Origin of the sequence: Pseudomonas sp. IT-P260 (genome assembly GCF_949768395.1) — a bacterium.
Classification (GTDB): domain Bacteria; phylum Pseudomonadota; class Gammaproteobacteria; order Pseudomonadales; family Pseudomonadaceae; genus Aquipseudomonas; species Aquipseudomonas parakoreensis.
The window spans coordinates 61,125-84,930 of record NZ_CATKPO010000003.1 but is presented as its reverse complement, the minus strand read 5'-3'; the positions used below and the strand labels follow the sequence as shown (position 1 = coordinate 84,930).

At 61.2% G+C, this 23,806-nt stretch carries 22 protein-coding genes; 12 read left to right on the top strand and 10 right to left on the bottom strand.

All coding sequences use genetic code 11. The features are described from left to right. Window positions 1-22: 22 nt before the first annotated feature. Window positions 23-973, top strand: coding sequence for a DUF1853 family protein (locus ACM6HV_RS02520; protein WP_414903366.1), 951 nt, complete (start codon window positions 23-25; stop codon window positions 971-973). 129 nt (window positions 974-1,102) lie between these two features. Here the strand turns inward: ACM6HV_RS02520 and ACM6HV_RS02515 are convergent, their stop codons facing one another. Both ACM6HV_RS02515 and ACM6HV_RS02510 read right to left on the bottom strand, forming a co-directional pair. Beyond that, entirely contained in the window at window positions 1,103-2,386 is a 1,284-nt protein-coding gene (locus ACM6HV_RS02515; protein WP_414903364.1) for an arsenic transporter, read from the bottom strand. 160 nt (window positions 2,387-2,546) lie between these two features. Further along, complete coding sequence (locus tag ACM6HV_RS02510) at window positions 2,547-3,104, bottom strand: NADPH-dependent FMN reductase (RefSeq protein ID WP_041067261.1); 558 nt, start codon at window positions 3,102-3,104, stop codon at window positions 2,547-2,549. 183 nt (window positions 3,105-3,287) lie between these two features. Between ACM6HV_RS02510 and ACM6HV_RS02505 the strand changes: the two genes are divergently transcribed. Together ACM6HV_RS02505 and ACM6HV_RS02500 are read left to right on the top strand one after the other, a co-directional pair. After that, window positions 3,288-3,524: a hypothetical protein gene (locus ACM6HV_RS02505; RefSeq protein WP_041067263.1), complete on the top strand. Its 237-nt coding sequence runs from the start codon at window positions 3,288-3,290 to the stop codon at window positions 3,522-3,524. Between the two features lie 85 nt (window positions 3,525-3,609). After that, entirely contained in the window at window positions 3,610-4,503 is an 894-nt protein-coding gene (locus ACM6HV_RS02500; RefSeq protein ID WP_108182947.1) for a LysR substrate-binding domain-containing protein, read from the top strand. On the opposite strand, the gene ACM6HV_RS02495 is transcribed toward ACM6HV_RS02500, so the two are convergent. The 5 genes from ACM6HV_RS02495 to ACM6HV_RS02475 all read right to left on the bottom strand — a co-directional run bounded on the left by ACM6HV_RS02495 (window position 4,469) and on the right by ACM6HV_RS02475 (window position 9,813). Then, window positions 4,469-5,083, bottom strand: a complete 615-nt coding sequence (locus ACM6HV_RS02495) for a GNAT family N-acetyltransferase (protein ID WP_047293708.1) — start codon at window positions 5,081-5,083, stop codon at window positions 4,469-4,471. The two genes, ACM6HV_RS02500 and ACM6HV_RS02495, sit on opposite strands and share 35 nt — an antisense overlap. Window positions 5,084-5,097: 14 nt before the next feature. After that, the gene (locus ACM6HV_RS02490; RefSeq protein ID WP_414903360.1) at window positions 5,098-7,353 is read right to left on the bottom strand and encodes an Orn/Lys/Arg decarboxylase N-terminal domain-containing protein; all 2,256 of its coding nucleotides are present in this window, start codon (window positions 7,351-7,353) and stop codon (window positions 5,098-5,100) included. Window positions 7,354-7,558: 205 nt separating this feature from the next. Further along, window positions 7,559-8,317 carry a DNA polymerase III subunit epsilon gene (dnaQ, locus tag ACM6HV_RS02485; protein WP_047293706.1) on the bottom strand — a complete coding sequence of 253 codons (759 nt, stop codon included), beginning with the start codon at window positions 8,315-8,317 and terminating at the stop codon, window positions 7,559-7,561. A 184-nt stretch (window positions 8,318-8,501) separates the two neighbouring features. Further along, a complete protein-coding gene (rnhA, locus tag ACM6HV_RS02480; protein ID WP_003224162.1) occupies window positions 8,502-8,963 on the bottom strand; it encodes a ribonuclease HI in 462 nt (153 codons plus the stop codon). 91 nt (window positions 8,964-9,054) lie between these two features. Next, complete coding sequence (locus tag ACM6HV_RS02475) at window positions 9,055-9,813, bottom strand: methyltransferase domain-containing protein (RefSeq protein WP_003224159.1); 759 nt, start codon at window positions 9,811-9,813, stop codon at window positions 9,055-9,057. Window positions 9,814-9,879: 66 nt separating this feature from the next. Here ACM6HV_RS02475 and gloB point away from each other — a divergent pair, with 66 nt between their 5' ends. From gloB to fabI, 8 genes are all read left to right on the top strand, one after another. After that, window positions 9,880-10,647: a hydroxyacylglutathione hydrolase gene (gene gloB / locus ACM6HV_RS02470; RefSeq protein WP_414903356.1), complete on the top strand. Its 768-nt coding sequence runs from the start codon at window positions 9,880-9,882 to the stop codon at window positions 10,645-10,647. Between the two features lie 99 nt (window positions 10,648-10,746). Then, the gene (locus ACM6HV_RS02465) at window positions 10,747-12,213 is read left to right on the top strand and encodes a LysM peptidoglycan-binding domain-containing protein (RefSeq protein WP_145595593.1); all 1,467 of its coding nucleotides are present in this window, start codon (window positions 10,747-10,749) and stop codon (window positions 12,211-12,213) included. Window positions 12,214-12,502: 289 nt separating this feature from the next. After that, window positions 12,503-14,335 carry an extracellular solute-binding protein gene (locus ACM6HV_RS02460; protein WP_414903354.1) on the top strand — a complete coding sequence of 611 codons (1,833 nt, stop codon included), beginning with the start codon at window positions 12,503-12,505 and terminating at the stop codon, window positions 14,333-14,335. After that, the gene (locus tag ACM6HV_RS02455; RefSeq protein WP_131671348.1) at window positions 14,332-16,173 is read left to right on the top strand and encodes an extracellular solute-binding protein; all 1,842 of its coding nucleotides are present in this window, start codon (window positions 14,332-14,334) and stop codon (window positions 16,171-16,173) included. Before ACM6HV_RS02460 ends, ACM6HV_RS02455 begins: the two co-directional genes overlap by 4 nt. 4 nt (window positions 16,174-16,177) lie before the next feature. Beyond that, complete coding sequence (locus ACM6HV_RS02450) at window positions 16,178-17,251, top strand: microcin C ABC transporter permease YejB (RefSeq protein ID WP_025109088.1); 1,074 nt, start codon at window positions 16,178-16,180, stop codon at window positions 17,249-17,251. A gap of 1 nt (window position 17,252) precedes the next feature. Beyond that, window positions 17,253-18,272: an ABC transporter permease gene (locus ACM6HV_RS02445; protein ID WP_414903351.1), complete on the top strand. Its 1,020-nt coding sequence runs from the start codon at window positions 17,253-17,255 to the stop codon at window positions 18,270-18,272. Between the two features lies 1 nt (window position 18,273). Then, window positions 18,274-19,884 (top strand): ABC transporter ATP-binding protein, encoded by a 1,611-nt coding sequence (locus ACM6HV_RS02440; RefSeq protein WP_145595587.1) that lies wholly within the window; start codon window positions 18,274-18,276, stop codon window positions 19,882-19,884. Between the two features lie 19 nt (window positions 19,885-19,903). Then, window positions 19,904-20,698, top strand: coding sequence for an enoyl-ACP reductase FabI (fabI, locus tag ACM6HV_RS02435; protein ID WP_003202751.1), 795 nt, complete (start codon window positions 19,904-19,906; stop codon window positions 20,696-20,698). Window positions 20,699-20,741: 43 nt separating this feature from the next. On the opposite strand, the gene ACM6HV_RS02430 is transcribed toward fabI, so the two are convergent. After that, window positions 20,742-21,605 carry a LysR family transcriptional regulator gene (locus ACM6HV_RS02430; RefSeq protein WP_145595585.1) on the bottom strand — a complete coding sequence of 288 codons (864 nt, stop codon included), beginning with the start codon at window positions 21,603-21,605 and terminating at the stop codon, window positions 20,742-20,744. Between the two features lie 113 nt (window positions 21,606-21,718). On the opposite strand from ACM6HV_RS02430, the gene ACM6HV_RS02425 reads away from it, so the two are divergent. After that, window positions 21,719-22,144 (top strand): VOC family protein, encoded by a 426-nt coding sequence (locus ACM6HV_RS02425; protein WP_041067301.1) that lies wholly within the window; start codon window positions 21,719-21,721, stop codon window positions 22,142-22,144. A gap of 55 nt (window positions 22,145-22,199) precedes the next feature. Here ACM6HV_RS02425 and ACM6HV_RS02420 read toward each other — a convergent pair whose 3' ends face one another. Together ACM6HV_RS02420 and ACM6HV_RS02415 are read right to left on the bottom strand one after the other, a co-directional pair. Then, window positions 22,200-23,165: a sensor domain-containing diguanylate cyclase gene (locus tag ACM6HV_RS02420; RefSeq protein WP_414903347.1), complete on the bottom strand. Its 966-nt coding sequence runs from the start codon at window positions 23,163-23,165 to the stop codon at window positions 22,200-22,202. A gap of 61 nt (window positions 23,166-23,226) precedes the next feature. After that, on the bottom strand, window positions 23,227-23,805 hold the full coding sequence (locus ACM6HV_RS02415; RefSeq protein WP_414903345.1) for a hypothetical protein: 579 nt from the start codon (window positions 23,803-23,805) through the stop codon (window positions 23,227-23,229). Window position 23,806: the final 1 nt, after the last annotated feature.

Sequence of the window (23,806 nt, the reverse complement as noted above, 5' to 3'; positions counted from 1 at the left end):
TGTTTCAGGCTATGCTCGCAAGATGATCCTGTTTCCCGACCTTCTCCAGTTGCCACATCAATTACGCCATCCGGAAGTGCGGGATCTGGCGTGGGTGATTCTCGCCCCGCCGATGCTCGCTGCGACGCCTTGGCCGCAACGCCATCCGCTGGCCGGCAGCGACTGGGTCAGCGATCCCGCGCGCCTGGAGCAGTGGCTGCGGCAACTGGACCGGGACAGTTATGGCTTGCTGCATTGGCTGTCGCAGGCGCGCACCCGGCGACTGGGCTTGTATTACGAACGGTTGTGGCAGTTTGCCGTGGAGCATGCGCCGGGCATCGAACTGATTGCCGCCAACCTGCCGATCCGCCGCGAAGGCCACACCCTCGGTGAACTGGACATGCTGCTGCGCGACCGCGACGGCGTGCATCACCTGGAACTGGCGATCAAGCTCTATCTCGGCCCGCAGAATGGCGACGGCCACGACCCGGCGCAGTGGCTGGGGCCGGGTTGCCACGATCGACTGGACCGCAAACTGGCGCATCTGGCCGAACACCAGCTGCCGATCTCGGCGCGCCCGGAAAGCCGTGCGGTACTGGCCACGCTGGATATCGAAGTGTTCAGTGCGCAGTTGTGGCTGGGCGGCTATCTGCTGTACCCGTGGCCCGGTCACGCCGAGCCGCCGAAAGGGGCGCATCCGCAGCATCTGCGTGGCAGTTGGTTGCATCAGAAGGACTGGCCGGCGTTCGTCGCCCAGCGTCCGGCCGGACGCTGGCAACCGCTGCCCCGCCATGCGTGGCTGGCGCCGGCGCACTACCCGGCGGATCAGACCTGGAGCGCTGAACATCTGCAGAGGTGGCTGGACACCCTGGAACCGATGGCTCCGGCGCAACTGATGGTGCGCCTGACCGAGAATGCCCGGGGTGAATGGGAAGAGGCGGAGCGGTTGTTTCTGGTGGCGGATCTCTGGCCGAATGTGCCGGGCCAGGCCTGAAAATTTCAATGCCTGACCCGGCCTCTTCGCGAGCGGGCTCGCTCCCACATTTGGACTGCATTTCAAATTTAGGGAGAGGCGCCACACTCCCTGTGGGAGCGAGCCTGCTCGCGAATGGGCCAACCCGGTTTAAAGCGAAAGCCGCAGCGCCAACGCCGCCAAGGTCATCAACAACACCGGCACCGTCAGCACAATCCCGACCTTGAAGTAATAGCCCCAGCCAATCCGGATATTCTTGCGCGCCAGCACATGCAGCCAGAGCAACGTCGCCAGACTGCCGATGGGGGTAATTTTCGGCCCCAGGTCGCTGCCGATCACGTTGGCATAAATCATCGCTTCCTTGACCACACCGCTCGCCTGGCTGGCATCAATTGAGAGCAAACCGATCAGTACCGTCGGCAGGTTGTTCATGATCGACGACAACAGCGCTGTCAGTACCCCGGTGCCCAGCGCCGCGCCCCACACGCCATAACCGGCGAACACATCCAGCCAGCCGGCCAAGTAGCCGGTCAGCCCGGCATTGCGCAGGCCATAGACCACCAGGTACATGCCCAGCGAGAAAATCACGATCTGCCACGGCGCTTCTTTCAGCACCTTGCGCGTGGAGATCTTGTGACCACGGGCAGCGATCCCCAGCAGCAACGCAGCGCAGACTGCGGAGATCGCGCTGATCGGGATGCCCAGCTGTTCGAGGAAGAAGCAGCCGATCAACAGGATCACCAGCACCACCCAACCGGCGTAGAACGTGGCTTTGTCGTGGATCGCCGTGTGCGGCTGTTCGAGCTGTTCGGGGTCGTAGGCCTTGGGAATGTCGCGGCGGAAGAACCACATCAACACGCCCAAAGTGGCGGCCACGCTGACGAAGTTGACCGGTACCATCACCGCCGCATAGCGGTTGAAGCCGATGTGAAAGAAGTCCGCCGAAACAATGTTGACCAGGTTCGACACCACCAGCGGCAGGCTCGCGGTGTCGGCGATGAAACCGGCGCCCATGACGAACGCCAAGGTTGCCGCCGGGGAAAAGCGCAGTGCCAGCAGCATCGAAATTACGATCGGCGTGAGGATCAGCGCCGCGCCGTCATTGGCGAACAGCGCCGACACCAGCGCGCCGAGCAGCACCATGTAGGCAAACAGTTTGCGCCCACTGCCCCGCCCCCAGCGCGCCACATGCAGCGCAGCCCAGGCGAAGAAACCGGCTTCGTCGAGCAACAGACTGATGATGATCAGTGCGACGAAGGTGCCGGTGGCGTTCCAGATGATCTGCCACACCAGCGGAATATCGCTCAGGTGCACGACGCCGAAAATCAATGCGAGCACGGCGCCGAGCGTCGCGCTCCAGCCGACGCCGAGGCCTTTGGGTTGCCAGATGACAAGGGTGATGGTCAGCAGGAAGATCAGTGACGCAGCGAGCATTCGCGACAGCCTTAATGAATGAAATAAACCAAACCACACAACTGTGGGAGCGAGCCTGCTCGCGAAAGCGGACTGTCAGTCACCACGAGGTGTGGCTGATGGCCCTTTCGCGAGCAGGCTCGCTCCCACAGGATTTTTTCAAGCCGCAGCTCTGACCCGATTATTTTTTGTGTTGTTCCACAAATTTCCCATACGCATTGATGAAATTTTGCAGGAACGGCTTGACCGACTCGCTCAACTTGCCCGCCTCGTCAAACGCCGAACCCGCACCGCCCAGGTACGCTTCCGGCTGCTGCATGCACGGCACATCGAGAAACACGAAAGACTGGCGCAGGTGCTGGTTGGCACCAAAACCGCCAATGGCCCCCGGCGACACGCTGATCACCGCTCCCGGCTTGCCGCTCCAGACGCTTTTGCCATAAGGCCGTGAACCCACGTCAATCGCATTCTTCAAAGGCGCCGGCACCGAGCGGTTATATTCCGGGGTGACAAACAGCACCGCGTCGGAAGAGCCCACCTGCTGGCGGAAAGTGCTGTAGGCTGCCGGCGGTGAATCGCCGTCGATGTCTTCGTTATAGAGTGGCAGGTCGCCAATCTCGACAATCTTCAGTTTGAGGTTCGCCGGTGCCAGCTCGGCCAGTGCCAGTGCCACTTTGCGGTTGATCGATGCTTTGCGCAGGCTGCCGACGACTACAGCGACGTTGTAGACATTGCTCATGGAAGACTCTCGACTGTCCGTGGGAAGAGCCAGTAGTTATAGATGATTCGATGACCGTTTCACCAGCATGCGCAGGAAATTCCTCTGTGCTGATTATTTTTTTCCTGCAGGAAAACTTACAGGGCTTGATGACGGTCTACCAAGCCGCAAATCAAGCGATTTATCTCCAGAGGTTCTAAGCAGATGGCAGCAGTACTCGTCGGTCAGTTCCATGCAAGAGATGCGGAAGGCCGCGTTTATTCCGTGCATGAGTTCCAGGAATCCACCCCGTCGGCAGACGGTTTCACCGGCATGGAGCCTGTCACCACCTACAAACTGGCGATTGGCGATCGAGTCAAGAAACTCAGTGACAATGAGTTTTTGCTGGTTCAGTCGGACATCACCCTGATCCGCGAACCCGAGCCAACCGTTGCTCAATAACCGCGCGTTATGAGCAGAAGTCATATGCGCAGACTTGGGGTAGGATTCAGCCACTGACCCCACCTGCTGAACATGGACTTCACGCATGCGTTTACGTCATATCGAAGTGATTCAGGCGCTCTTGCAGACTGGTCACCTGGGCACCGCCGCCGAATGGCTGCAGCTCCCGGTGACTGACGTCGAAGAGCGCTTGCGCGAAGCCGAGAGCGAGTTGGGGTTCATGCTGTTCGCCAGCGTGCGCGGTAGATTGCAATCAACGCCCGAAGCGCGGGCGCTGCAGGTGGAAATCGCTCACGTCTATCAGGCGCTGGAGCCGGTGCAGCGTCTGGCCAGCAGCCTCAAGCAATACCTCGCTCCGCCCCTGCGCATCATCGGCACCCCGCCGCTGGCGCAACTGCTGTTGCCGCAAAGCATCGCGCTGTTGCGCCGACGTTTGCCCGACGCGCCCTGCCGCTTGCTCAGCTCGCCCACGTGCGACATCGTCCGCAGCCTGCTGCTGCGCGAAAGCGATCTGGGCCTGAGCCTGCACGATCCGGAACACCCCGACATCCACTGCCAGCCATTGGCCCACGGCAAACTGCAACTGCTCGCGCCGCACGGCTGGCTGCAACCGAAGCAGAAGTACATTTCCCTGCAGGATCTCGCCGGCCAGGCGATGGTCGGCCTCGAAGGCCACGACCCGCTGAGCCCGGCATTGGAGAACAAACTCCAGGCCCTGCGCCCGGCACCGAGCATCCAGACCCGGGTGCAAACCCATCAGATGATGCGCAGCATGGTCGAGGCCGGCGAAGGCCTGGCCATCGTCGACCCGTTCACTGCGCTCGGTGCACGGGCGGGCGGCCTGGACGTCTGCCCGTTGTCACCGGCGGTGCCGATCAGCCTGTATGCCCTGAGCTACCGACACAACGCCACACCGGCCGCGATTCAAACGCTGCTGGCGATCGTCACGGAACAAGCCGAGGCGATGCTGGCGAGCTGAGCGGGTTTTCCAGCGGGTTGTCGAACAGTCGATACCAGAACAGCGCAATTTCGGCGGTATTCGGGTCTATCCCGCGATAACGCAAATGGTCGATACCGCCAATCTCGTAGCCACAACGTTCGTACAAACGACAGGCACCGAGGTTGTTGTTCTGCGTCTCGAGCATGATCCCCGGCAGCTTCTTCTTGCGACTCCAGAACTGCGCGACATCCAGCAACGCCTTGGCTACGCCATGGCGGCGTGCCGGTGCGTGCACCGCCAATTCATCGATGTGGGCAAAACCGTTCCAGTTGGTGCTGATCACCAGATGGCCGACCGGTTCGTCATCCAGATAAGCCATGAAGATCGCGCTGTCGGCGGCGTCGCGATAGCTGCTGAACTCTTCAGGATCGATGCCGTAGCACTTGCGGTACGGCACGATCGGCGTCACCGCCCAGCGCTCGACCGGCTGACCAATGGCTGCCGCGCCATACGCAGCCACCTCGAAACTGAAGTCGCTGCCCCAGATGTACGCCGCAAAACCATCGTCGGCGACGCGCACCGACAGTCCTGGGTATTTTGGATTCATGACCGGTTGCATACTCGGAAAAGTCCTCATTCCTTGACGCAATCGACGGTGTACTGCCGTCCATTGCCTTCATCTTCATGTTGCAGTCCATGCACATCAGCGACAAAACCGGGAAAGCTACTATCGAACGTGCGGGCAAATTTGAGGTAGTCGATGATCGAGCGGGTTGCCTCGGTGAAGCGCTCGCCGGGCATGATCAACGGAATCCCCGGTGGATACGGCACCAGCATCACCGCCGCGACCCGTCCTTCCAGCTCATCGATCGGCACCGCCTCGACCTCGCCGCGCACCAGTTGATCGTAGGCGTGGGCCGGCTTCATGGCGATTTCCGGCAACACCGTGTACATGCGTTTCAGATGCTTGGCCGTGGCGTTGCTGCGGTAACAGGCGTGCAGTTGATCGCACAGGTCACGCAGGCCCATGCCGCGATAGCGCGCGGTGTCTTGCTGCGCCACGCAAGGCAGGCAGCTCGCCAGACTGACGTTGGCGTCATAACTGCGTTTGAATTCGAGCAACTCGGTGAGCAGCGTGCTCCATTTGCCTTTGGTGATACCCATCGAGAACAGCACCAGGAACGAGTACAGCCCGGTCTTCTCCACCACCAGCCCGCGCTCCCAGAGGAATTTGCTGACCACCGCCGCCGGGATGCCCTTCTCGCTCAGCGCGCCGCCGGCATTCAACCCGGGCATGACCAGGGTCACCTTGATCGGGTCGAGCAGCACGTAGTCGTCGCTGACTTCACCGAAGCCATGCCAGTCGGCATCCGGCTGCAGCAGCCAGTCCTCGGTCCGCACCCGGTCGATGCCTTCGACACCCGGCGGCTGCCAGATCGAAAACCACCAGTCATCCGCTGCAATGTGCTCGCGCAGATTGGCCAGCGCCCGGCGAAAACTCAGCGCCTCATCGAAGGTTTCCTGCAACAGCGAGCGCCCGGCCGGGCCTTCCATCATGGCCGAGGCCACGTCCAGCGAGGCGATGATGCTGTATTGCGGCGAGGTCGAGATGTGCATCATGAACGCTTCGTTGAAACGATCACGGTCCAGTTGCCGCGCACCACCGTCCTGTACGTGAATCATCGAGGCCTGGCTGAACGCGGCGAGCAGCTTGTGCGTGGAATGTGTAGTGAACACGAGTGGGCTGTCTTCTGTGCGCGAGGTGGCCATGCCATAGCGCCCGGCAAAGAACTCGTGAAATGCCGCGTAGGCATACCACGCCTCGTCGAAATGCAGCACTTCAACGCTATTGCCCAGGCTCTGCTTGATCAGCTCGGCGTTGTAGCACAGGCCGTCGTAAGTCGAGTTGGTGACTACCGCCAGTTTGACTTTCGGCGCCCGCCCCTTGGTCAGCGGGCTGGCGTCGATCTTGGCCTGGATCGATTCGCGACTGAATTCGCTCAGCGGAATCGGACCAATGATCCCCAGTTCATTGCGCTCCGGGCACAGGTATAACGGGATCGCGCCGGTCATGATGATCGCGTGCAGCACCGACTTGTGGCAATTGCGATCGACCAGCACCAGATCATCCCGACCGACCATCGAGTGCCAGACGATCTTGTTGGCAGTCGAGGTGCCATTGATCACGAAAAACGTGTGATCGGCGCCAAAGTTGCGCGCTGCGCGTTCTTCGGCCTCAGCCAACGGGCCGGTGTGATCGAGCAGCGAACCGAGTTCCGGCACCGACACCGACAAATCCGAACGCAGGGTGTTTTCGCCAAAGAACTGGTGAAACGCCTGCCCCACCGGACTCTTGTGGTAGGCCACGCCACCGCCATGTCCAGGCGTATGCCAGGAATAGTTGGAGTCGGCAGTGTGCTGCACCAGCGCCTTGAAAAACGGCGGCAACAGGCCATCCAGGTATTTGCGCGCCGCCCGCGCCACCTGCCGCGCCAGAAATGGCACGGTGTCTTCAAACAGATAGAGAATGCCGCGCAACTGATTGAGTTCGGCCATCGCATCGGCGGGGGCGTTTTCCAGGGTGACCTGTTCGCCGAGGGCAAAGATCGGTAGATCCGGAGCCCTAACCCGCGCCAGACCGATCAGTTCGGCCATGTTTTGCAACAGATGGGAATTGGTGCTGGCGTCTTCGGCAGCGATGAGCATGCACGCCAGACCATGATGGGTTGACGCCACCAACCGCCCTTCGGTGTAGTCGATGGCCGAAACGATCTTGAAACCTTCCTGCTCCAACTCCCGGGCGATGCCCCGGATACGCTCGCCGGCGACCGTGTCGGCCTTGATGTCGCGGTGGACGATCAACACCGGAAACTTCAAATCTTTGTACATGAGGCTCAGTGTCCCGAGGCGGCGGATCAATGTCTGCCAATGCACTCAGGGTAGAGGGTTGCAGCGAAAGTGGCGAGGGTGGCCAGTTGGCTTCATTCAGCCAAAAGCAAAAGATCGCAGCCTTCGGCAGCTCCTACAGGGATCGCATTCCAATGTAGGAGCTGCCGAAGGCTGCGATCTTTTGATCTTTTGATCTTTTGATCTTTCAGGCTTGAGCATCAGCCTCGGCAATCTGCGTCCACAGCGCCGGGCCACCGGCCGACTTGGCGATGATCTCGAGCCGCGCCAAGTGCTCCGCCAGCTCGTCTTCCGTCGCCCGGATAATCCGCGCAGGCTGACGATTCGCCGGCAGACGACGGATTTCGGTGGCGGAGTTGTCCGCGCCTTCGCCCGTGCCATTGCCGTCGGAAGCGTTGCCGGCCAGCGACAGGCTGGTCTGGCCACCGGTCATGGTCAGGTAGACGTCGGCGAGAATCTCCGAGTCGAGCAAAGCGCCGTGCAGTTCGCGGCCGGAGTTGTCGACGCCATAACGTTTGCACAAGGCGTCGAGGCTGTTGCGCTGCCCCGGGTGGCGTTCCCGCGCCATCATCAGGGTATCGAGGATGGTGCAGTGCTGCGTGATGTCCGCACGATCGTGCTGGCCCATCAAGGCGAATTCGTTGTTGATGAAGCCAACGTCGAACGCCGCGTTATGGATGATCAACTGCGCGCCATTGATGAACTCGAAGAACTCGTCGGCGACTTCGGCGAAACGCGGTTTGCCGACGAGGAATTCGTTGGTGATGCCGTGAACGCCGATCGCCCCTTCATCACTCTCGCGATCCGGTTGCAGGTAGACGTGAAAGTGCCGGCCGGTCAGGCGCCGACCGATCAGTTCGACACAGCCGATTTCAATGATCCGGTGACCATCGGTCACCGGCATGCCGGTGGTTTCGGTATCGAGTACAACGGATCTGGTGGCCATCAGTGTTCAGCTCTCAACGGGGTCAATCGTACAAAAGCGGCGATGTTAACACGCTCGGTGGGGGTGTTTCAGGCAGACCGTGTCGCGCCCATTCGCGAGCAGGCTCGCTCCCACAGGGAAGCGCATTCCAATGTGGGAGCGAGCCTGCTCGCGAATGGGGCATACCACAGTGCTCCGCCGTCAATCAGCTCTGCTTGTAGCCGCGCACCTCATCCACCCCACGGTTGGCCAATTGGTCAGCCCGTTCGTTACCGTGATGACCAATGTGCCCGCGCACCCACTTCCAGGTGACTTTGTGGCGGTTGACCTGCTCATCCAGCTCTTTCCACAGGTCAGCGTTTTTCACCGGCTCTTTCGCGGCCGTTTTCCAGCCGCGTTTCTTCCAGTTGGCCATCCACTCGTTGATGCCCTTCATCACGTACTGCGAGTCGGTCACCAACAGCACTTCGCAAGGACGCTTCAGGGCTTCAAGGCCACGGATGGCGCCGAGCAGTTCCATGCGGTTGTTGGTGGTGTTGGCCTCGCCGCCCCACAGTTCCTTTTCCACGCCCTTGCACACCAGCAAGGCGCCCCAGCCGCCCGGGCCGGGGTTGCCCTTGCAGGCGCCGTCGGTGAACAGTTCTACGCTATCGACGCTTTCGCTCATGCCACGCTATCCAGATAAATGCCTGGCCCCGTCAATCGCGGATCGACGATGGCCGCGGCCGGAGCATGTCCGGCCACTATAAAAAGAAGGTTTACGGTTCGATCCGACGGCGGTTGACCTTGGCCATCGGCAGCGGAATCAGCTTGCCCATCGGCTCGCGACGTTCCTGACGCACCGGACGCAGGCCAACCACGATCTTGCGAGCGACCAATAAATAGAAGCCACCGCCCGACAGCTGCCAGTCGCCGGCCTTGCGTTCCCAGCCGGCCAGTCGGGCCTGCCACTTGGGCGATGCGAGCGGCGGACGATAGCACCCGAAGCGGCGTTTCTCCAGCGCAAACCCCAGCAGATTGAGCCAGTCGGCGACCCGCGACGGCGAGATACAGCGCGCCTGGCGCAAGGCGTCGTGGGCGAAAACATGGCGCAGGCCCCAGGTGCTCCACGGGTTGATGCCGATGATCAACAGATGCCCGCCGGGGCGTACGCTGCTCGCCGCTTCACGCAGCAATCCGTGGGGTGACAGGCAGAAATCCAGACCGTGCTGTAACACCACCACGTCAGCAGCATGCTCGCTCAACGGCCAGGCCTGTTCCTCGCAGACGATCTCGACCCCCGGCAACGGCGCGCCGAGCCGCACGTTGCGCTGCACCTGCGGCGCCGACGGCGGGGTCTGCGCCGACGGCCCGTAATGCACCAGATAGCCGCCGAAGAACCGCCCCAACTCGTCTTCGAGCATGCGTCGTTCTTCATCCAGCAGAAATTGCCCGAGCGGGCCGGCCAGCCATTCACGGGCCGCGCCGATCAACGCCAGCCAGTCGGGATCGGCCTGAGCGAACGCTTTATCGGTCATGTCATTCTCCAACGCCGCTAGAAGCTCTAAGATGCGCCAATGTTTTCCGCTTGGCGAATTCCGACGATGATACAGATCAGTGCCCTGCCCGCGTTCACCGACAACTACATCTGGTTGTTACAGGATCACCGCACCCAGCGCTGCGCCGTGGTCGATCCGGGTGATGCCGCGCCGGTGCAGGCCTGGCTCGCCGCACACCCGGGCTGGGTGCTGAGCGACATTCTGATCACCCATCACCACCACGATCACGTCGGCGGCGTCGAACGCCTGAAAGCCGCGAGCGGCGCCACAGTCTACGGTCCGGCCAGCGAAAACATCCCGAGGCGCGATGTGGCGCTCAAGGACAACGACACGGTCAGCGTCCTCGGCTGGGACTTCGATGTCTATGCGGTGCCCGGTCACACCCTCGGCCACATTGCCTATTACCACCACGGCCTGCTGTTTTGCGGTGACACCCTGTTCGCCGCCGGTTGCGGGCGTCTGTTCGAAGGCACGCCGCAACAGATGCACCACTCGCTCAGCCGCCTCGCCGCGTTACCCGAGGATACGCTGGTGTATTGCACCCATGAATACACCCTGAGCAACCTGAAGTTTGCCGCCGCGGTCGAACCGGGCAACCCGGACATTGCCGCCCGTCTGGAAAAAGTCACTCAACAACGGGAAAAAGGCGTGATGACCCTGCCCTCGACCCTGGCCCTGGAAAAGCTCACCAATCCGTTTCTGCGCACCTCTGAAACATTAGTTACACAAAAAGTGGACGAACGGGCAGGCGCTCAAAACCGGGCGCCGAGTGAGGTTTTTGCGGCTCTGCGGGCCTGGAAAGATAAATTCTAAGTGACTCGCCCCCTGGTACAAAAATTCTGAATGGTTGACCGCAGGGGGTGCGCTTTCTAGAATCGCCCGACATTTTTGCCCGGAACTTACTTCCAGCCAATGTCGTCATCCATACGTAAGTCCGTCAATTCAGACACGTTGACCCGCCTGGCCCAAGCCATCGCGGTGGCTGTGTCCGCCACATTGGCGGGCTGTTCCAGCCATGCTCCGCAGACTGAAGCGACCCATACGCCGAACATTGCTGCGCGAGCCAAGCAGAAACCGATCTGGCTGAGCGAAAAGCCCAGCCCGCAAGTGCCTCAGGACATCTGGGAGCGCATGCGCGGTGGTTTCCAACTGCAGGACGGCCTGGGCGTCAACCCGCGCATCGAGCAACAGCGCCTGTGGTTCGCCAGCAACCCCTCCTTTCTCGAGAATGCCGGCGAACGCGGCAGTCTCTACATTCATTACATCGTCGAGCGTCTCGAAGAGCGCAACATGCCGCTGGAATTGGCCCTGCTGCCAGTGATCGAGAGCGCCTACAACCCGATGGCCTACTCTCGCGCCGACGCCTCGGGGCTGTGGCAATTCATTCCGTCCACCGGTCGCTACTACAACCTGCGCCAGACCCGCTTTTATGATGGCCGTCGCGATATCACCGCCTCGACCACCGCAGCGATGGATTACCTGACCCGTCTGCACGACATGTTCAACGGCGACTGGCTGCTGGCCCTGGCGGCCTACAACGCCGGTGAAGGTACCGTGAGCCGCGCCATCGAGCGCAACGAGAAGCTCGGTCTGCCGACCGATTACTGGAACCTGTCGTCGTTGCCGGCGGAAACCCAGGCGTACGTGCCGAAACTGCTGGCCCTGTCGCAAGTGGTGCTGGCCCCGGAAGCCTACGGGGTGAACCTCAACCCGATCGCCAACGAACCGTATTTCCAGGTCGTCGAAATCAACCAGCGCATGGACCTGTCGAAGGTCGCGGCGGTGGCCAACATCGACGAAGACGAACTGTTCCAGCTCAACCCGGCCTTCAAGCAACGCACCACCATCGACGGCCCGCAGCATCTGCTGGTGCCGACATCCAAGGCGCAACTGCTGACCGCCAGCCTGCAGACCATGCGGCCTGAGGAACTGATCAGCCCGCGTTCGCTGAAACCGGTATTCGACGGTGCCGACCCGACCGAGGTGGCGAAGCTCAAGCGCGCCTACCGGGTCAAACGCGGCGACAACCTCGGCTCCATCGCCAAGGCCAACAAGGTCGAAGTCAAGGACCTGCAGCGCTGGAACAAGCTGACCGGCAAAAACCTCAAGGTCGGCCAGACTCTGGTGATGCAGGACACCACCAAGCGCGCCCCGGCTCGCAACAGTGGCCGGGTCAACACGGTGATTGCCGCCAACAGCAAGACCAAAGGCAAGGCCGACAGCCAGCAGCAGACCCAGTACAAGGTCAAGCGTGGCGACACCCTGTACGTGGTGGCCAAGCGTTTCAACGTCGAGATGCAGCATCTCAAGCGCTGGAACCCGGGTGCCGGCAAGGCCCTCAAGCCTGGGCAGATGCTCACGGTTTACCAGCCGCACTGACAGAAGAGCCCCTGAAATTCAGGGGCTTTTTTATTGCCAGAATTTTTGTCCCCGATGGATTCCTTGTGGTGAGGGGATTTATCCCCGATGGGGCGCGAAGCGGCCCCTGCCTTCCAAAAACCACGGGGACTGCTGCGCAGTCCATCGGGGATAAATCCCCTCGCTACAATGCAAACCGGGCAAGCATTGCACGCCGATTAACAGCGCATTAACCCGCTATCTTTTTCCTGTCCAGACAAGCTGTTACTGTACGGCCCACAAAGCCCAAGCCGCCTGGATCGGATCTGACTTGAAGCGTCCCCTCCTCCTGCTCCTGATCAGCCTGGCCTTGAGCTCAACCGCAAGCGCGACGATTACCGAGAGTCACGGTTATGCGCAATTCGGCACGCTCAAGTACCCGGCCAGATTTACCCACTTCGACTGGGTCAACCCGCAAGCGCCCAAGGGCGGTACGTTGCGGGTGATGGCGTTCGGCACCTTCGATACGGTCAACCCGTACACCTTCAAGGGCACCAGCCCGGTCACGACACCGAATTTCCTGCAGTACGGCATCAACGAGCTGAACGAGCCGCTGATGGTCGGCACCGGCCAGTATTCGCCGTCCGGTGACGAGCCGGCATCGAGCTATGGCCTGATCGCGCAATCGGTGGAATACAGCGAAGATCGCAGCTGGGTGGTGTTCAATCTGCGCCCGGAAGCACGTTTCCACGATGGCACACCGATCACCGCCTACGACGTGGCGTTCTCCTATCGTTTGCTGCTCAAGGACGGCCATCCGCTGTACCGCACCGCCCTGCAGGAAGTCTCGCGGGTCGATATCCTCAACCCGCAGCGCATTCGCTTTGTGATGAAGCGTTCGGGCAATCCGTTATTGATTCTGCGCCTCGGCGAGTTGCCGGTGCTGCCGCAGCAATACTGGAAGGATCGCGACTTCAAGGCCACCACCTTCGAGCCACCGCTGGGCAGTGGGCCGTATCGCATCACCTCGGTGACGCCGGGGCGGCAGCTGATTTTCGAGCGGGTCAAGGATTACTGGGGCAAGGACCTGCCGGTCAATCGCGGCAAGTACAATTTTGATCGCATGGAAGTCGAGTTCTACCGCGACAGCGACGTGGCCTTCGAAGCGTTCAAGGCCGGTGAATTCGACATCTACATCGAGCATCAGGCGAAGAACTGGGCCAATGGCTACAACTTCCCGGCGGTGCGCCGTGGTGACGTGATCAAGGCACAGATCCCGCATCAGATCCCGACCCAGAGCCAGGGCCTGTTCATGAACACCCGACGCGCGACCTTCAGCGACGTCAAGGTGCGCGAAGCGCTGGGCCTGATGTTCGATTTCGAGTGGACCAACCGCGCGCTGTTCAGCGACGCCTACAAACGCACCACCAGCTACTACCCCAACAGCGAATTCAGCGCCAGCGGCCTGCCGGTGGGGCACGAATGGCTGATGCTCAAACCGTATAAAGATCAGTTACCGGTGAAGCTGTTCACCGAGCCGTTCAGCCTGCCGCAGACCGACGGCCGTGGCATCCCGCGAGAAACCATGCGCAAGGCCCTGACCCTGCTCGCCGAGGCCGGCTGGAAGCTCAACGGCCAGCGCCTGCAAAACGCCGCAGGGCAGCCGCTGAGCTTCGAACTGCTGCTGGTCAATCCGAACCTTGAGCGGATCCTCCAGCCCTATATCGAGAACCTCAACAGCATCGGCATCGACGCGCGCCTGCGCACGGTGGATCGCGCCCAGTACAAACAGCGCCTGGACCAGTTCGATTTCGACATGATCCTGATGACCCTCAACCAGACCCTCAGCCCGGGTCTGGAGCAATGGCAGTACTTCCATTCCAGTCAGGTCGGGGTCAAGGGCAGCAAAAACTACGCGGGCATCGCCAACCCGGTGGTCGATCACCTGCTCGAACAATTGCTCGCCGCGCAAACCCGCGACGAACAGGTCGCCGCCGGCAAGGCGCTGGACCGCGTGCTGCTGTGGCAGCACTACAGCATTCCCAACTGGTACCTCAATTATCACCGACTGGCCTACCGCAACCGGTTGGCTTTCGTCACCACGCCGCCCTACACCCTGGGCCTGAGCGCGTGGTGGCTGAAATCTTCGGAGAACAATAAATGACCCCCATCCGTGCCCTGCTCCTGCAGGCCAGCGGTCTGCTGTTCGCCGGGCTGGCGATTGCCGCCCCGCAACACGCTGTGACCCTGTACAACGAGCCGCCGAAATACCCGGCGGACTTCAAACAGTTCGATTACGTGAACCCCGACGCGCCCAAGGGCGGGATCTTCCGCCAGGCCGGGTTCGGCGGCTTCGACAGCCTCAACCCATTCATCAGCAAAGGCGTACCGGCCGATGACGTCGGGCAGATCTACGACACCTTGACCAAGCACAGCCTCGACGAGCCGTTCACCGAATACGGCCTGATCGCCGCGAAGATCGAGAAAGCCCCGGACAACAGCTGGGTGCGTTTCTACCTGCGCCCGGAAGCGCGTTTTCACGACGGCCATCCGGTGCGCGCCGAAGACGTGGTGTTCAGCTTCCAGACCCTGACCAAGGACGGTTCGCCGCTGTTTCGCGGCTACTACAGCGACGTAGACGAGGTGATCGCCGAAGACCCGCTCAAGGTGCTGTTCAAGTTCAAGCACACCAACAATCGCGAGTTGCCGCTGATCCTCGGCCAGTTGCCGGTGCTGCCGAAACACTGGTGGGCCAATCGCGATTTCACCAAGGGCAATCTGGAAATCCCGCTGGGCAGCGGCCCGTACAAGGTCGCCGAAGTGAAGGCCGGGCGCTCGGTGCGCTATGAGCGGGTCAAGGACTATTGGGGCAAGGATTTGCCGGTCAATCGCGGCTTCTACAACTTTGACGTGATGACCACCGATTACTACCGCGACAACACCGTCGCCGTCGAAGCGCTGAAGGCCGGGCAGTTCGATTACTGGCTGGAAATGACCGCGAAGAACTGGGCCAACGCCTACAACATTCCGGCGGTCACCGAAGGTCGGCTGATCAAGGAACAGATCGCCAACAGCAACCCGACCGGCATGCAGGGCTTCGTTTTCAATTTGCGCCGTCCAGTGTTTCAGGATGTGCGGGTGCGGCAGGCGCTCGGCCTGTTGTTCGATTTCGAATGGACCAACAAACAGCTGTTCAACGGTGCCTACTTCCGCACCCGCAGCTATTTCGAGAACTCGGAAATGGCCGCCACCGGCCTGCCGGACGCCGAGCAGCGGGCGATCCTCGAACCGTTTCGCAGCAAACTGCCGGCGCAGGTGTTCAGCGAAGCCTTCGAGAACCCCAAGACCGACGCCAGCGGCATGATCCGCGCCCAGCAGCGCGAGGCCTATCAGCTGTTGCAAGAGGCTGGCTGGAAGATTGTCGACGACAAAATGGTCGACGCCAGCGGCAAACCAGTGGTCATCGAGTTCCTCCTCGCACAGACCGAATTCGAACGCGTACTGCTGCCGTTCAAACGCAATCTGGCCGACCTCGGCATCGATCTGGTGATCCGCCGCGTCGACGTTTCGCAATACATCAACCGCGTGCGCTCGCGGGACTTCGACATGATGGTCGGCAGCTTCCCGCAGTCCAATTCGCCGGGCAACGAGCAGCGCGAATTCTGGATGAGCGCGGCCGCCGACAAACCGAGCAGCCGCAACACCATGGGCCTGAAGGATCCGATTGTCGATCAACTGGTGGAAAGCCTGATCAACGCCGATTCACGCAGCAGCCTGGTGGCCCATGCGCGGGCGCTGGACCGGGTGCTGCAATGGGGCTACTACGTGGTCCCCAACTGGCACATCAAGACCTGGCGCGTGGCTTACTGGAACCACATCGGTCACCCGAAAGTCTCGCCCAAATACGACATCGGGATTAACACCTGGTGGGTCAAGCCTGACGCGAAACCCGCCATAGAAGTCGAAACCAAACTGCAAGCCGACCCTGTGGGCACGGAGTAATCAGATGCTGGCGTATATCTTTCGGCGACTGCTGCTGATCATCCCGACCCTGTTCGGCATCCTGCTGATCAACTTCGTGATCATCCAGGCCGCGCCCGGCGGCCCGGTGGAGCAGATGATCGCCAAGCTCGAAGGCTTCGAAGGCGCCACCAGCCGCATCGCCGGTGGCGGTGCCGAGGTCTCGGTGGCCGGCTCCGCCTATCGCGGCGCGCAAGGTCTGGACCCGGCGCTGATCAAGGAAATCGAGCACATGTACGGGTTCGACAAATCGGCCCCGGAACGCCTGTGGATCATGGTCAAGAACTACGCGAAGCTGGACTTCGGCGACAGCTTCTTCCGCGACGCCAAGGTCATCGACCTGATAAAGGAGAAGATGCCGGTGTCGATCTCGCTCGGACTGTGGAGCACGCTGATCATGTACCTGGTGTCGATCCCGCTGGGGATCGCCAAGGCCACACGACACGGCAGCCACTTCGACGTGTGGACCAGTTCGGCGATCATCATCGGCTACGCGATTCCGGCGTTCCTCTTTGCGATTCTGCTGATCGTGGTGTTTGCCGGCGGCAGTTATCTGGACTGGTTCCCGTTGCGCGGCCTGACTTCGAACAACTTCGATGAGCTGAGCCTGGGCGGCAAGGTTCTCGACTACTTCTGGCATCTGGCGCTGCCGGTGACGGCGCTGGTGATCGGCAACTTCGCGACCATGACCCTGCTGACCAAAAACAGCTTCCTCGACGAGATCAACAAGCAGTACGTGGTCACCGCCAAGGCCAAGGGCCTGACGCGCAACCGCGTGCTCTACGGCCACGTGTTCCGCAACGCCATGCTGCTGGTGATTGCCGGGTTCCCTTCCGCGTTCATCGGCATCTTCTTCACCGGCTCGTTGCTGGTGGAGGTGATCTTCTCCCTCGACGGCCTGGGCCTGATGAGTTTCGAAGCGGCGATCAACCGCGATTACCCGGTGGTGTTCGGCACCCTGTTCATCTTCACCCTGCTGGGGCTGGTGGTGAAACTGATCGGTGATCTCACCTACACCCTGGTCGATCCGCGCATCGACTTCGCCAGCCGGGAGCACTGAGATGAACCTGTCCCCGCTCAACCGCCGCCGGTTCGAACTGTTCAAAGCCAACAAGCGAGGCTGGTGGTCGCTGTGGCTGTTCCTGATTCTGTTCGGCCTGAGCCTCGGCGCCGAGCTGATCGCCAACGACAAGCCGCTGCTGGTGCATTACGACAACCACTGGTACTTCCCGGCGGTCAAACGCTACCCGGAAACCACCTTCGGCGGCGAATTCCCGCTGGAAGCCAACTACAAGAGCCCGTATATCCGCGAACTGCTCAAGGCCAAGGACGCGTGGGTGTTGTGGGCGCCGATTCCCTACAGCTACCAGAGCATCAATTACGACCTGAAAGTCCCGGCCCCGGCCCCGCCCTCGGCGGACAATCTGCTGGGCACCGACGATCAGGGCCGCGATGTGCTGGCGCGGGTGATTTACGGCTTCCGCATTTCCGTACTGTTTGCCCTGACGCTGACCGTGCTCAGCTCGATCATCGGCGTGATCGCCGGCGCGCTGCAGGGTTTCTATGGCGGCTGGGTCGATCTGGCCGGGCAACGCTTTCTGGAGATCTGGTCGGGATTGCCGGTGCTGTACCTGTTGATCATCCTTGCCAGTTTCGTCCAGCCGAATTTCTGGTGGCTGCTGGGGATCATGCTGTTGTTCTCGTGGATGAGCCTGGTCGACGTGGTGCGCGCCGAGTTCCTGCGTGGCCGCAACCTCGAGTACGTGCGTGCGGCACGGGCGCTGGGCATGCAGAACGGCGCGATCATGTTCCGCCACATCCTGCCCAACGCGATGGTCTCGACCATGACTTTCATGCCGTTCATCCTCACCGGCGCCATCGGCACCCTCACCGCGCTGGATTTCCTCGGCTTCGGCTTGCCGGCCGGCAGCCCGTCGCTGGGTGAACTGGTGGCCCAGGGCAAATCCAACCTGCAAGCGCCGTGGCTGGGCATCAGCGCGTTTGCGGTGCTGGCGCTGATGTTGAGTTTGCTGGTGTTTATCGGCGAGTCCGCTCGCGATGCCTTCGACCCGAGGAAGTGAAATGAATCAGGACAATCTGATCGAAGTGCGCGACCTCGCCGTCGAGTTCGGCATGAATGAGCGAGTCCACCGGGTGGTCGAGGGCGTGAGCTTCGACATCAAGCGCGGCGAAACCCTGGCGCTGGTCGGTGAATCCGGCTCGGGCAAATCGGTGACCGCGCATTCGATCCTGCGCCTGCTGCCTTATCCGCTGGCCCGGCATCCGGCCGGCAGCATCAACTATGCCGGGCAGAATCTGCTGGGGCTGAGCGAAAAGACCATTCGCCACATCCGCGGCAACCGCATCGCAATGATCTTTCAGGAACCAATGACCTCGCTCAACCCGCTGCACTCGATCGAGAAGCAGATCAACGAGGTGTTGGGCATCCACAAGGGCCTGAGCGGCAAAGTCGCGACCAAGCGCACGCTGGAGCTGCTGGAGATGGTCGGCATCCCCGAGCCGCACAAGCGCCTCAAGGCCCTGCCCCACGAATTGTCTGGCGGCCAGCGCCAGCGGGTGATGATCGCCATGGCGTTGGCCAACGAGCCGGAGCTGTTGATCGCCGACGAGCCGACCACCGCCCTGGACGTGACCGTTCAGCTGAAAATCCTCGATTTGCTCAAGGAACTTCAGGCTCGATTGGGCATGTCGCTGTTACTGATCAGTCATGATTTGAACCTGGTGCGAAGAATTGCGCATCGCGTATGTGTCATGCAGCGCGGTTGCATCGTCGAACAGGCATCGTGCGCAGAGCTGTTCCGTTCGCCGCAGCATCCGTACACTCGGGAATTGCTCGGCGCGGAGCCCAGCGGAGGCCCGGCGAGCAATAAAATCGGGGCGCCGCTGCTCGAAGTCGAGAACCTCAAAGTCTGGTTCCCGATCAAGAAAGGCCTGCTCAAACGCACGGTGGATTACGTCAAGGCAGTGGACGGCATCAATTTCAGCCTGCCTCAGGGACAGACCCTGGGGATCGTGGGGGAAAGCGGTTCCGGCAAATCCACGCTGGGTCTGGCGATTTTGCGGCTGATCGGCAGCAAAGGCGCCATTCGCTTTGAGGGCAAGCAGCTAGACTGCCTGACGCAGAACGAGGTTCGCCCGTTGCGGCGGGAGATGCAGGTGGTGTTTCAGGACCCGTTCGGCAGCCTGAGCCCGCGAATGTGCGTCAGCGACATCGTTGGCGAAGGCCTGCGGATTCACAAGATGGGCACCGCGACCGAGCAGGAAGCGGCGATTATTGCGGCATTGAAGGAGGTAGGTCTGGATCCGGAAACCCGGCACCGCTACCCCCACGAATTTTCCGGCGGGCAACGGCAACGTATCGCCATTGCCCGGGCCTTGGTGCTGAAACCGGCGCTGATCCTGCTGGACGAGCCGACGTCGGCGCTCGACCGCACGGTGCAGCGGCAAGTGGTGGAGCTGTTGCGTTCACTGCAAGCCAAGTACAACCTGACGTATTTGTTCATCAGCCATGACCTGGCTGTCGTCAAAGCGCTGAGCCACCAGCTGATGGTGGTCAAGCATGGCCAAGTGGTCGAACAGGGAGACGCGCAAGCCATCTTTGCCGCTCCCAAACATTCGTATACACAGCAGTTGCTGGAAGCCGCTTTTCTGGCACCAGCCACTGCGCAATAACCTGAAAGAGGAGCAACACATGGGTTTTCTCGCCGGTAAGCGCGTACTGATCGTCGGTGTCGCCAGCAAGCTGTCCATCGCATCCGGCATCGCTGCCGCCATGCATCGCGAGGGCGCTGAGCTTGCCTTCACTTATCAGAACGACAAACTCAAGGGTCGCGTTGAAGAGTTCGCACAGGGCTGGGGTTCGAGCCCTGAGCTGTGCTTCCCGTGCGACGTGGCCAGCGATGAAGAAATCGCCAAGGTCTTCGAAGAACTGAGCAAGAAGTGGGACGGCCTGGACTGCATCGTGCACTCCGTCGGCTTCGCCCCGGGCGACCAACTGGACGGCGACTTCACCGAAGCCACCACCCGTGAAGGTTTCCGCATCGCTCACGACATCAGCGCCTACAGCTTCGTGGCCCTGGCCAAGGCTGGTCGCGAAATGATGAAAGGCCGCAACGGCAGCCTGCTGACCCTGTCGTACCTGGGCGCCGAGCGCACCATGCCGAACTACAACGTGATGGGTATGGCCAAGGCTTCGCTGGAAGCTGGCGTACGTTACCTGGCCGGTTCCCTGGGCCCGGACGGCACCCGCGTCAACTGCGTATCGGCTGGCCCGATCCGTACCCTGGCCGCCTCGGGCATCAAGAACTTCCGCAAGATGCTGGCCGCCAACGAAGCGCAAACCCCACTGCGCCGCAACGTCACCATCGAAGAAGTCGGCAACGCCGGCGCCTTCCTGTGCTCCGACCTGGCGTCGGGCATCAGCGGTGAAATCATGTACGTGGACGGCGGTTTCAACACCACCGCCATGGGCAACATCGAAGAGTAATCTTCGCGTTGCCGATAAAAAGCCCGCCAATTGGCGGGCTTTTTCATGCCTGCGATTCCAGGCAACGGGCGAACAACTGCTGAATCGGCTGGCTGCGCTGGCTGTAACGCTGCAACAGCACCATCTCGCGATAGAACGTCAACTCACCCAATTCGATCACCCTCACCCTCAACGGGTGCTCCAGCCACAATCCGGCTCTTGGCAGCAACGAAACCCCAAGCCCGCACTCGACCATTTTCACAATCGCTTCCAGCTCATCCAGCTCCAGCGCTACGTGGACGTCTATCCGCTGCTCACGCAGAAACCGCGACACCAGTCGTCCGCCAAACGAATTGCGGTCGTAGCGCACGTGAGAGTGTTCGGCCAGCAGTTGCAGCGGATCATCGCCCTCGACCGTTGTCGGCACGATCAGAACGAAGGGTTCGCGACGAATCACCTGCGCCGACAGCTCCTTGGGCAATTCGAACGGCGGCTTGATCATGATCGCCAGATCGACTTCCCCGGCATCCACCTGACTCAACAGGTTCAGCGACACCCCCGGCACCAGTTTCGGCTCCACGCCCGATGCCTGCTGACGCAAGCGCAACAACGCCTGAGGCAGCAGCCCGGTCTGTGCGGTGGCCACGGCACCGATTCTCAGCTCGCCGCGGAACTCGCTGGCGTCTTCACTGATCGCCATGCGACTGAAAGTCGCGAGCATTTCCTGCGCCATCGGCACCGCTCGCTGTCCTGCCGGATTGAGGATCGCCTGCCGCCCGGTGCGATCGAACAGTCTTACGCCCAAGGTCTGTTCCAGATTGCGGATCTGCGCGCTGACCGCCGATTGCGTCAGACCGACATGAAGACCCGCCGCGGCAAACGTGCCGTGCTGCGCCACCGCCAGAAAGGTCTTGAGTTCACGCAGCATGGACACCTCGATTGATCGAAATAATTTGAGCTCGACGCAAAAACTATCGTCTTTCAATCGAAATGCACAGCGCTAAACTCAGCTCACCCCAACCGTTTATCGAGACCGCGCCTATGTCACTCAGCCCATTCCATCTGGCCATTCCCGTATACGACCTCGCCGCCGCCCGACATTTTTACCGTGAAGTGTTTGGCCTTGAGGAAGGACGTTCCAGCGCACACTGGGTCGACTTCAACTTCTTCGGCCATCAACTGGTGATTCATCTGGCGCCGAAAAACGCTGCACAGGAAGCCGCCCACACCAATGCCGTGGACGGGCATGACGTGCCGGTGCCGCATTTCGGGGTGGTGCTGGGGATGGCGCAATGGCAGGCGCTGGCCGAACGCCTGACGTCGTTGGGCACGCGGTTTGTGATTGAGCCGGGGATTCGCTTTCAGGGCCTGGTGGGCGAACAGGCGACGATGTTTCTGTTCGACCCGTGTGGCAATGCGCTGGAGTTCAAGGCGTTCAAGGATATCGGACAGTTGTTTGCCAAATAAAAGTGTGGCGTCTGACCGGACGCTATCGCTGGCCTGCCAGCGATAGCGGCCCGAATCAGCGCCGTTTCAACGCCTGCTTGTGCGCATACATCGCCTCGTCAGCATCCGCCAGCAGCCGATCCACCGTGTCATGGCGTTGCGGATCGTATTCAATCTGGCCGACGCTGAAGCGGATGTCGTAGCCGCGTTGCAACATCGTATTGCGCTCGCCCAGGATGTCCTTGAGCCGCGCCATGATCGCCGTGGTTTCGACGTGACTGGAGCCGGTCAGCAGCGCCACGAACTCGTCACCACCCAGGCGCCCGACCACGTCGCTCTCGCGAAAAGCGATGCGCAGCACGTCGGCGAAGGTCTTCAGCGCACTGTCGCCTTCGGCATGCCCATAGTGATCATTGATGTGTTTGAAGTCATTGAGATCGAAAAACAGCAGCGTCGCCGGTTTGTCCCGGTGCTTGCAGGCCTCCAGCGCATACTGAGCAAGAGCTTTGAAGCCACGGCGGTTGGACAGCAGCGTCAGCTCGTCCATGTTCGCCATCTGCACCGCCATCAATTCCTGCTCGGCCATGCCGGCGAGATCGCGCAACAGCCCGCGCTCTTCATCATCGAGTTCGCGCGGCCTGGTGTCGATCAGGCACAGCGTGCCCATCTTGTTGCCGTTGGGCACGGTCAGCGGGTAGCCCGCGTAAAAACGGATGTTCGGCTCGCCGGTCACCAGTGGATTGTCATGAAAGCGTTTGTCTTGCTTGGCATCCGGCACCAACAGCAATTCATCTTGAAGAATCGCGTGCCCACAGAACGACACATCCCGTGGGGTTTCGTTGACGTCAAGGCCCACGCACGACTTGAACCATTGCCGATCCTTGTCGACCAGCGTGACCAACGCAATCGGCACGTTGAACAGCCGTTTGGCCAGACGCGTCAAACGGTCGAAACGTTCTTCGGGCGCAGAGTCCAGGACGTTCAGTCCGTGCAATGCCTGGATTCGCACAGCTTCATTGGCAGGTTTGATCGGGGCCAGCATCACGCACTCCATCAGGGTCAACGACCGTTAGAGTAGCTTGAATCGCCAGCGACTCACACACTCAGCCGCCCGCCACCGGGCATGGCCCGCCGGCATCGGCCCAAAGCTTGAACTGGGCCACAAAAATGTCATGCGGCACTGGCACCGGCGTGCGCCCGGCTCCGGGATTCCAGCCCCACAGCACCAGTTTGTCGTCGCTGACATGTTTGATCAGCGCGGCGAAATCACGGTCGCCGTTGCTGGAACGATCCTTGATCATCGCGCACAACTTGTCCGGCGGCAGGCCAATCCAGGCCATCTTGTGCGCTGCCGGTGGCAGGCTCCAGTGCGGCGCCCCCGGAGGCGCATGCGGGCCATAACTGTCGGGCGGGTTGCGCTCGGCATGGCAGGTGGCGCAAGGCAAACCGGCGGCGCCCTTGCCGTCCATGCCGCGCACGACATTCATCGCGTGCGGTTTGCCGGCATCGAATTGCAGCGGCGAGTCGCCGGGAATGTGGCAGTTCTGGCAACGCGGGCTCTGGAACACCTTCTGCACCGTGCTGAACGCCTTGAGTGCCTCCTGATCGTCGGCGAACAGGTCCGAGGCGTAGCCGCCCAGCCCCAGCAATATCACCGTGCCCAACAGCAGATGTCGTTTCATC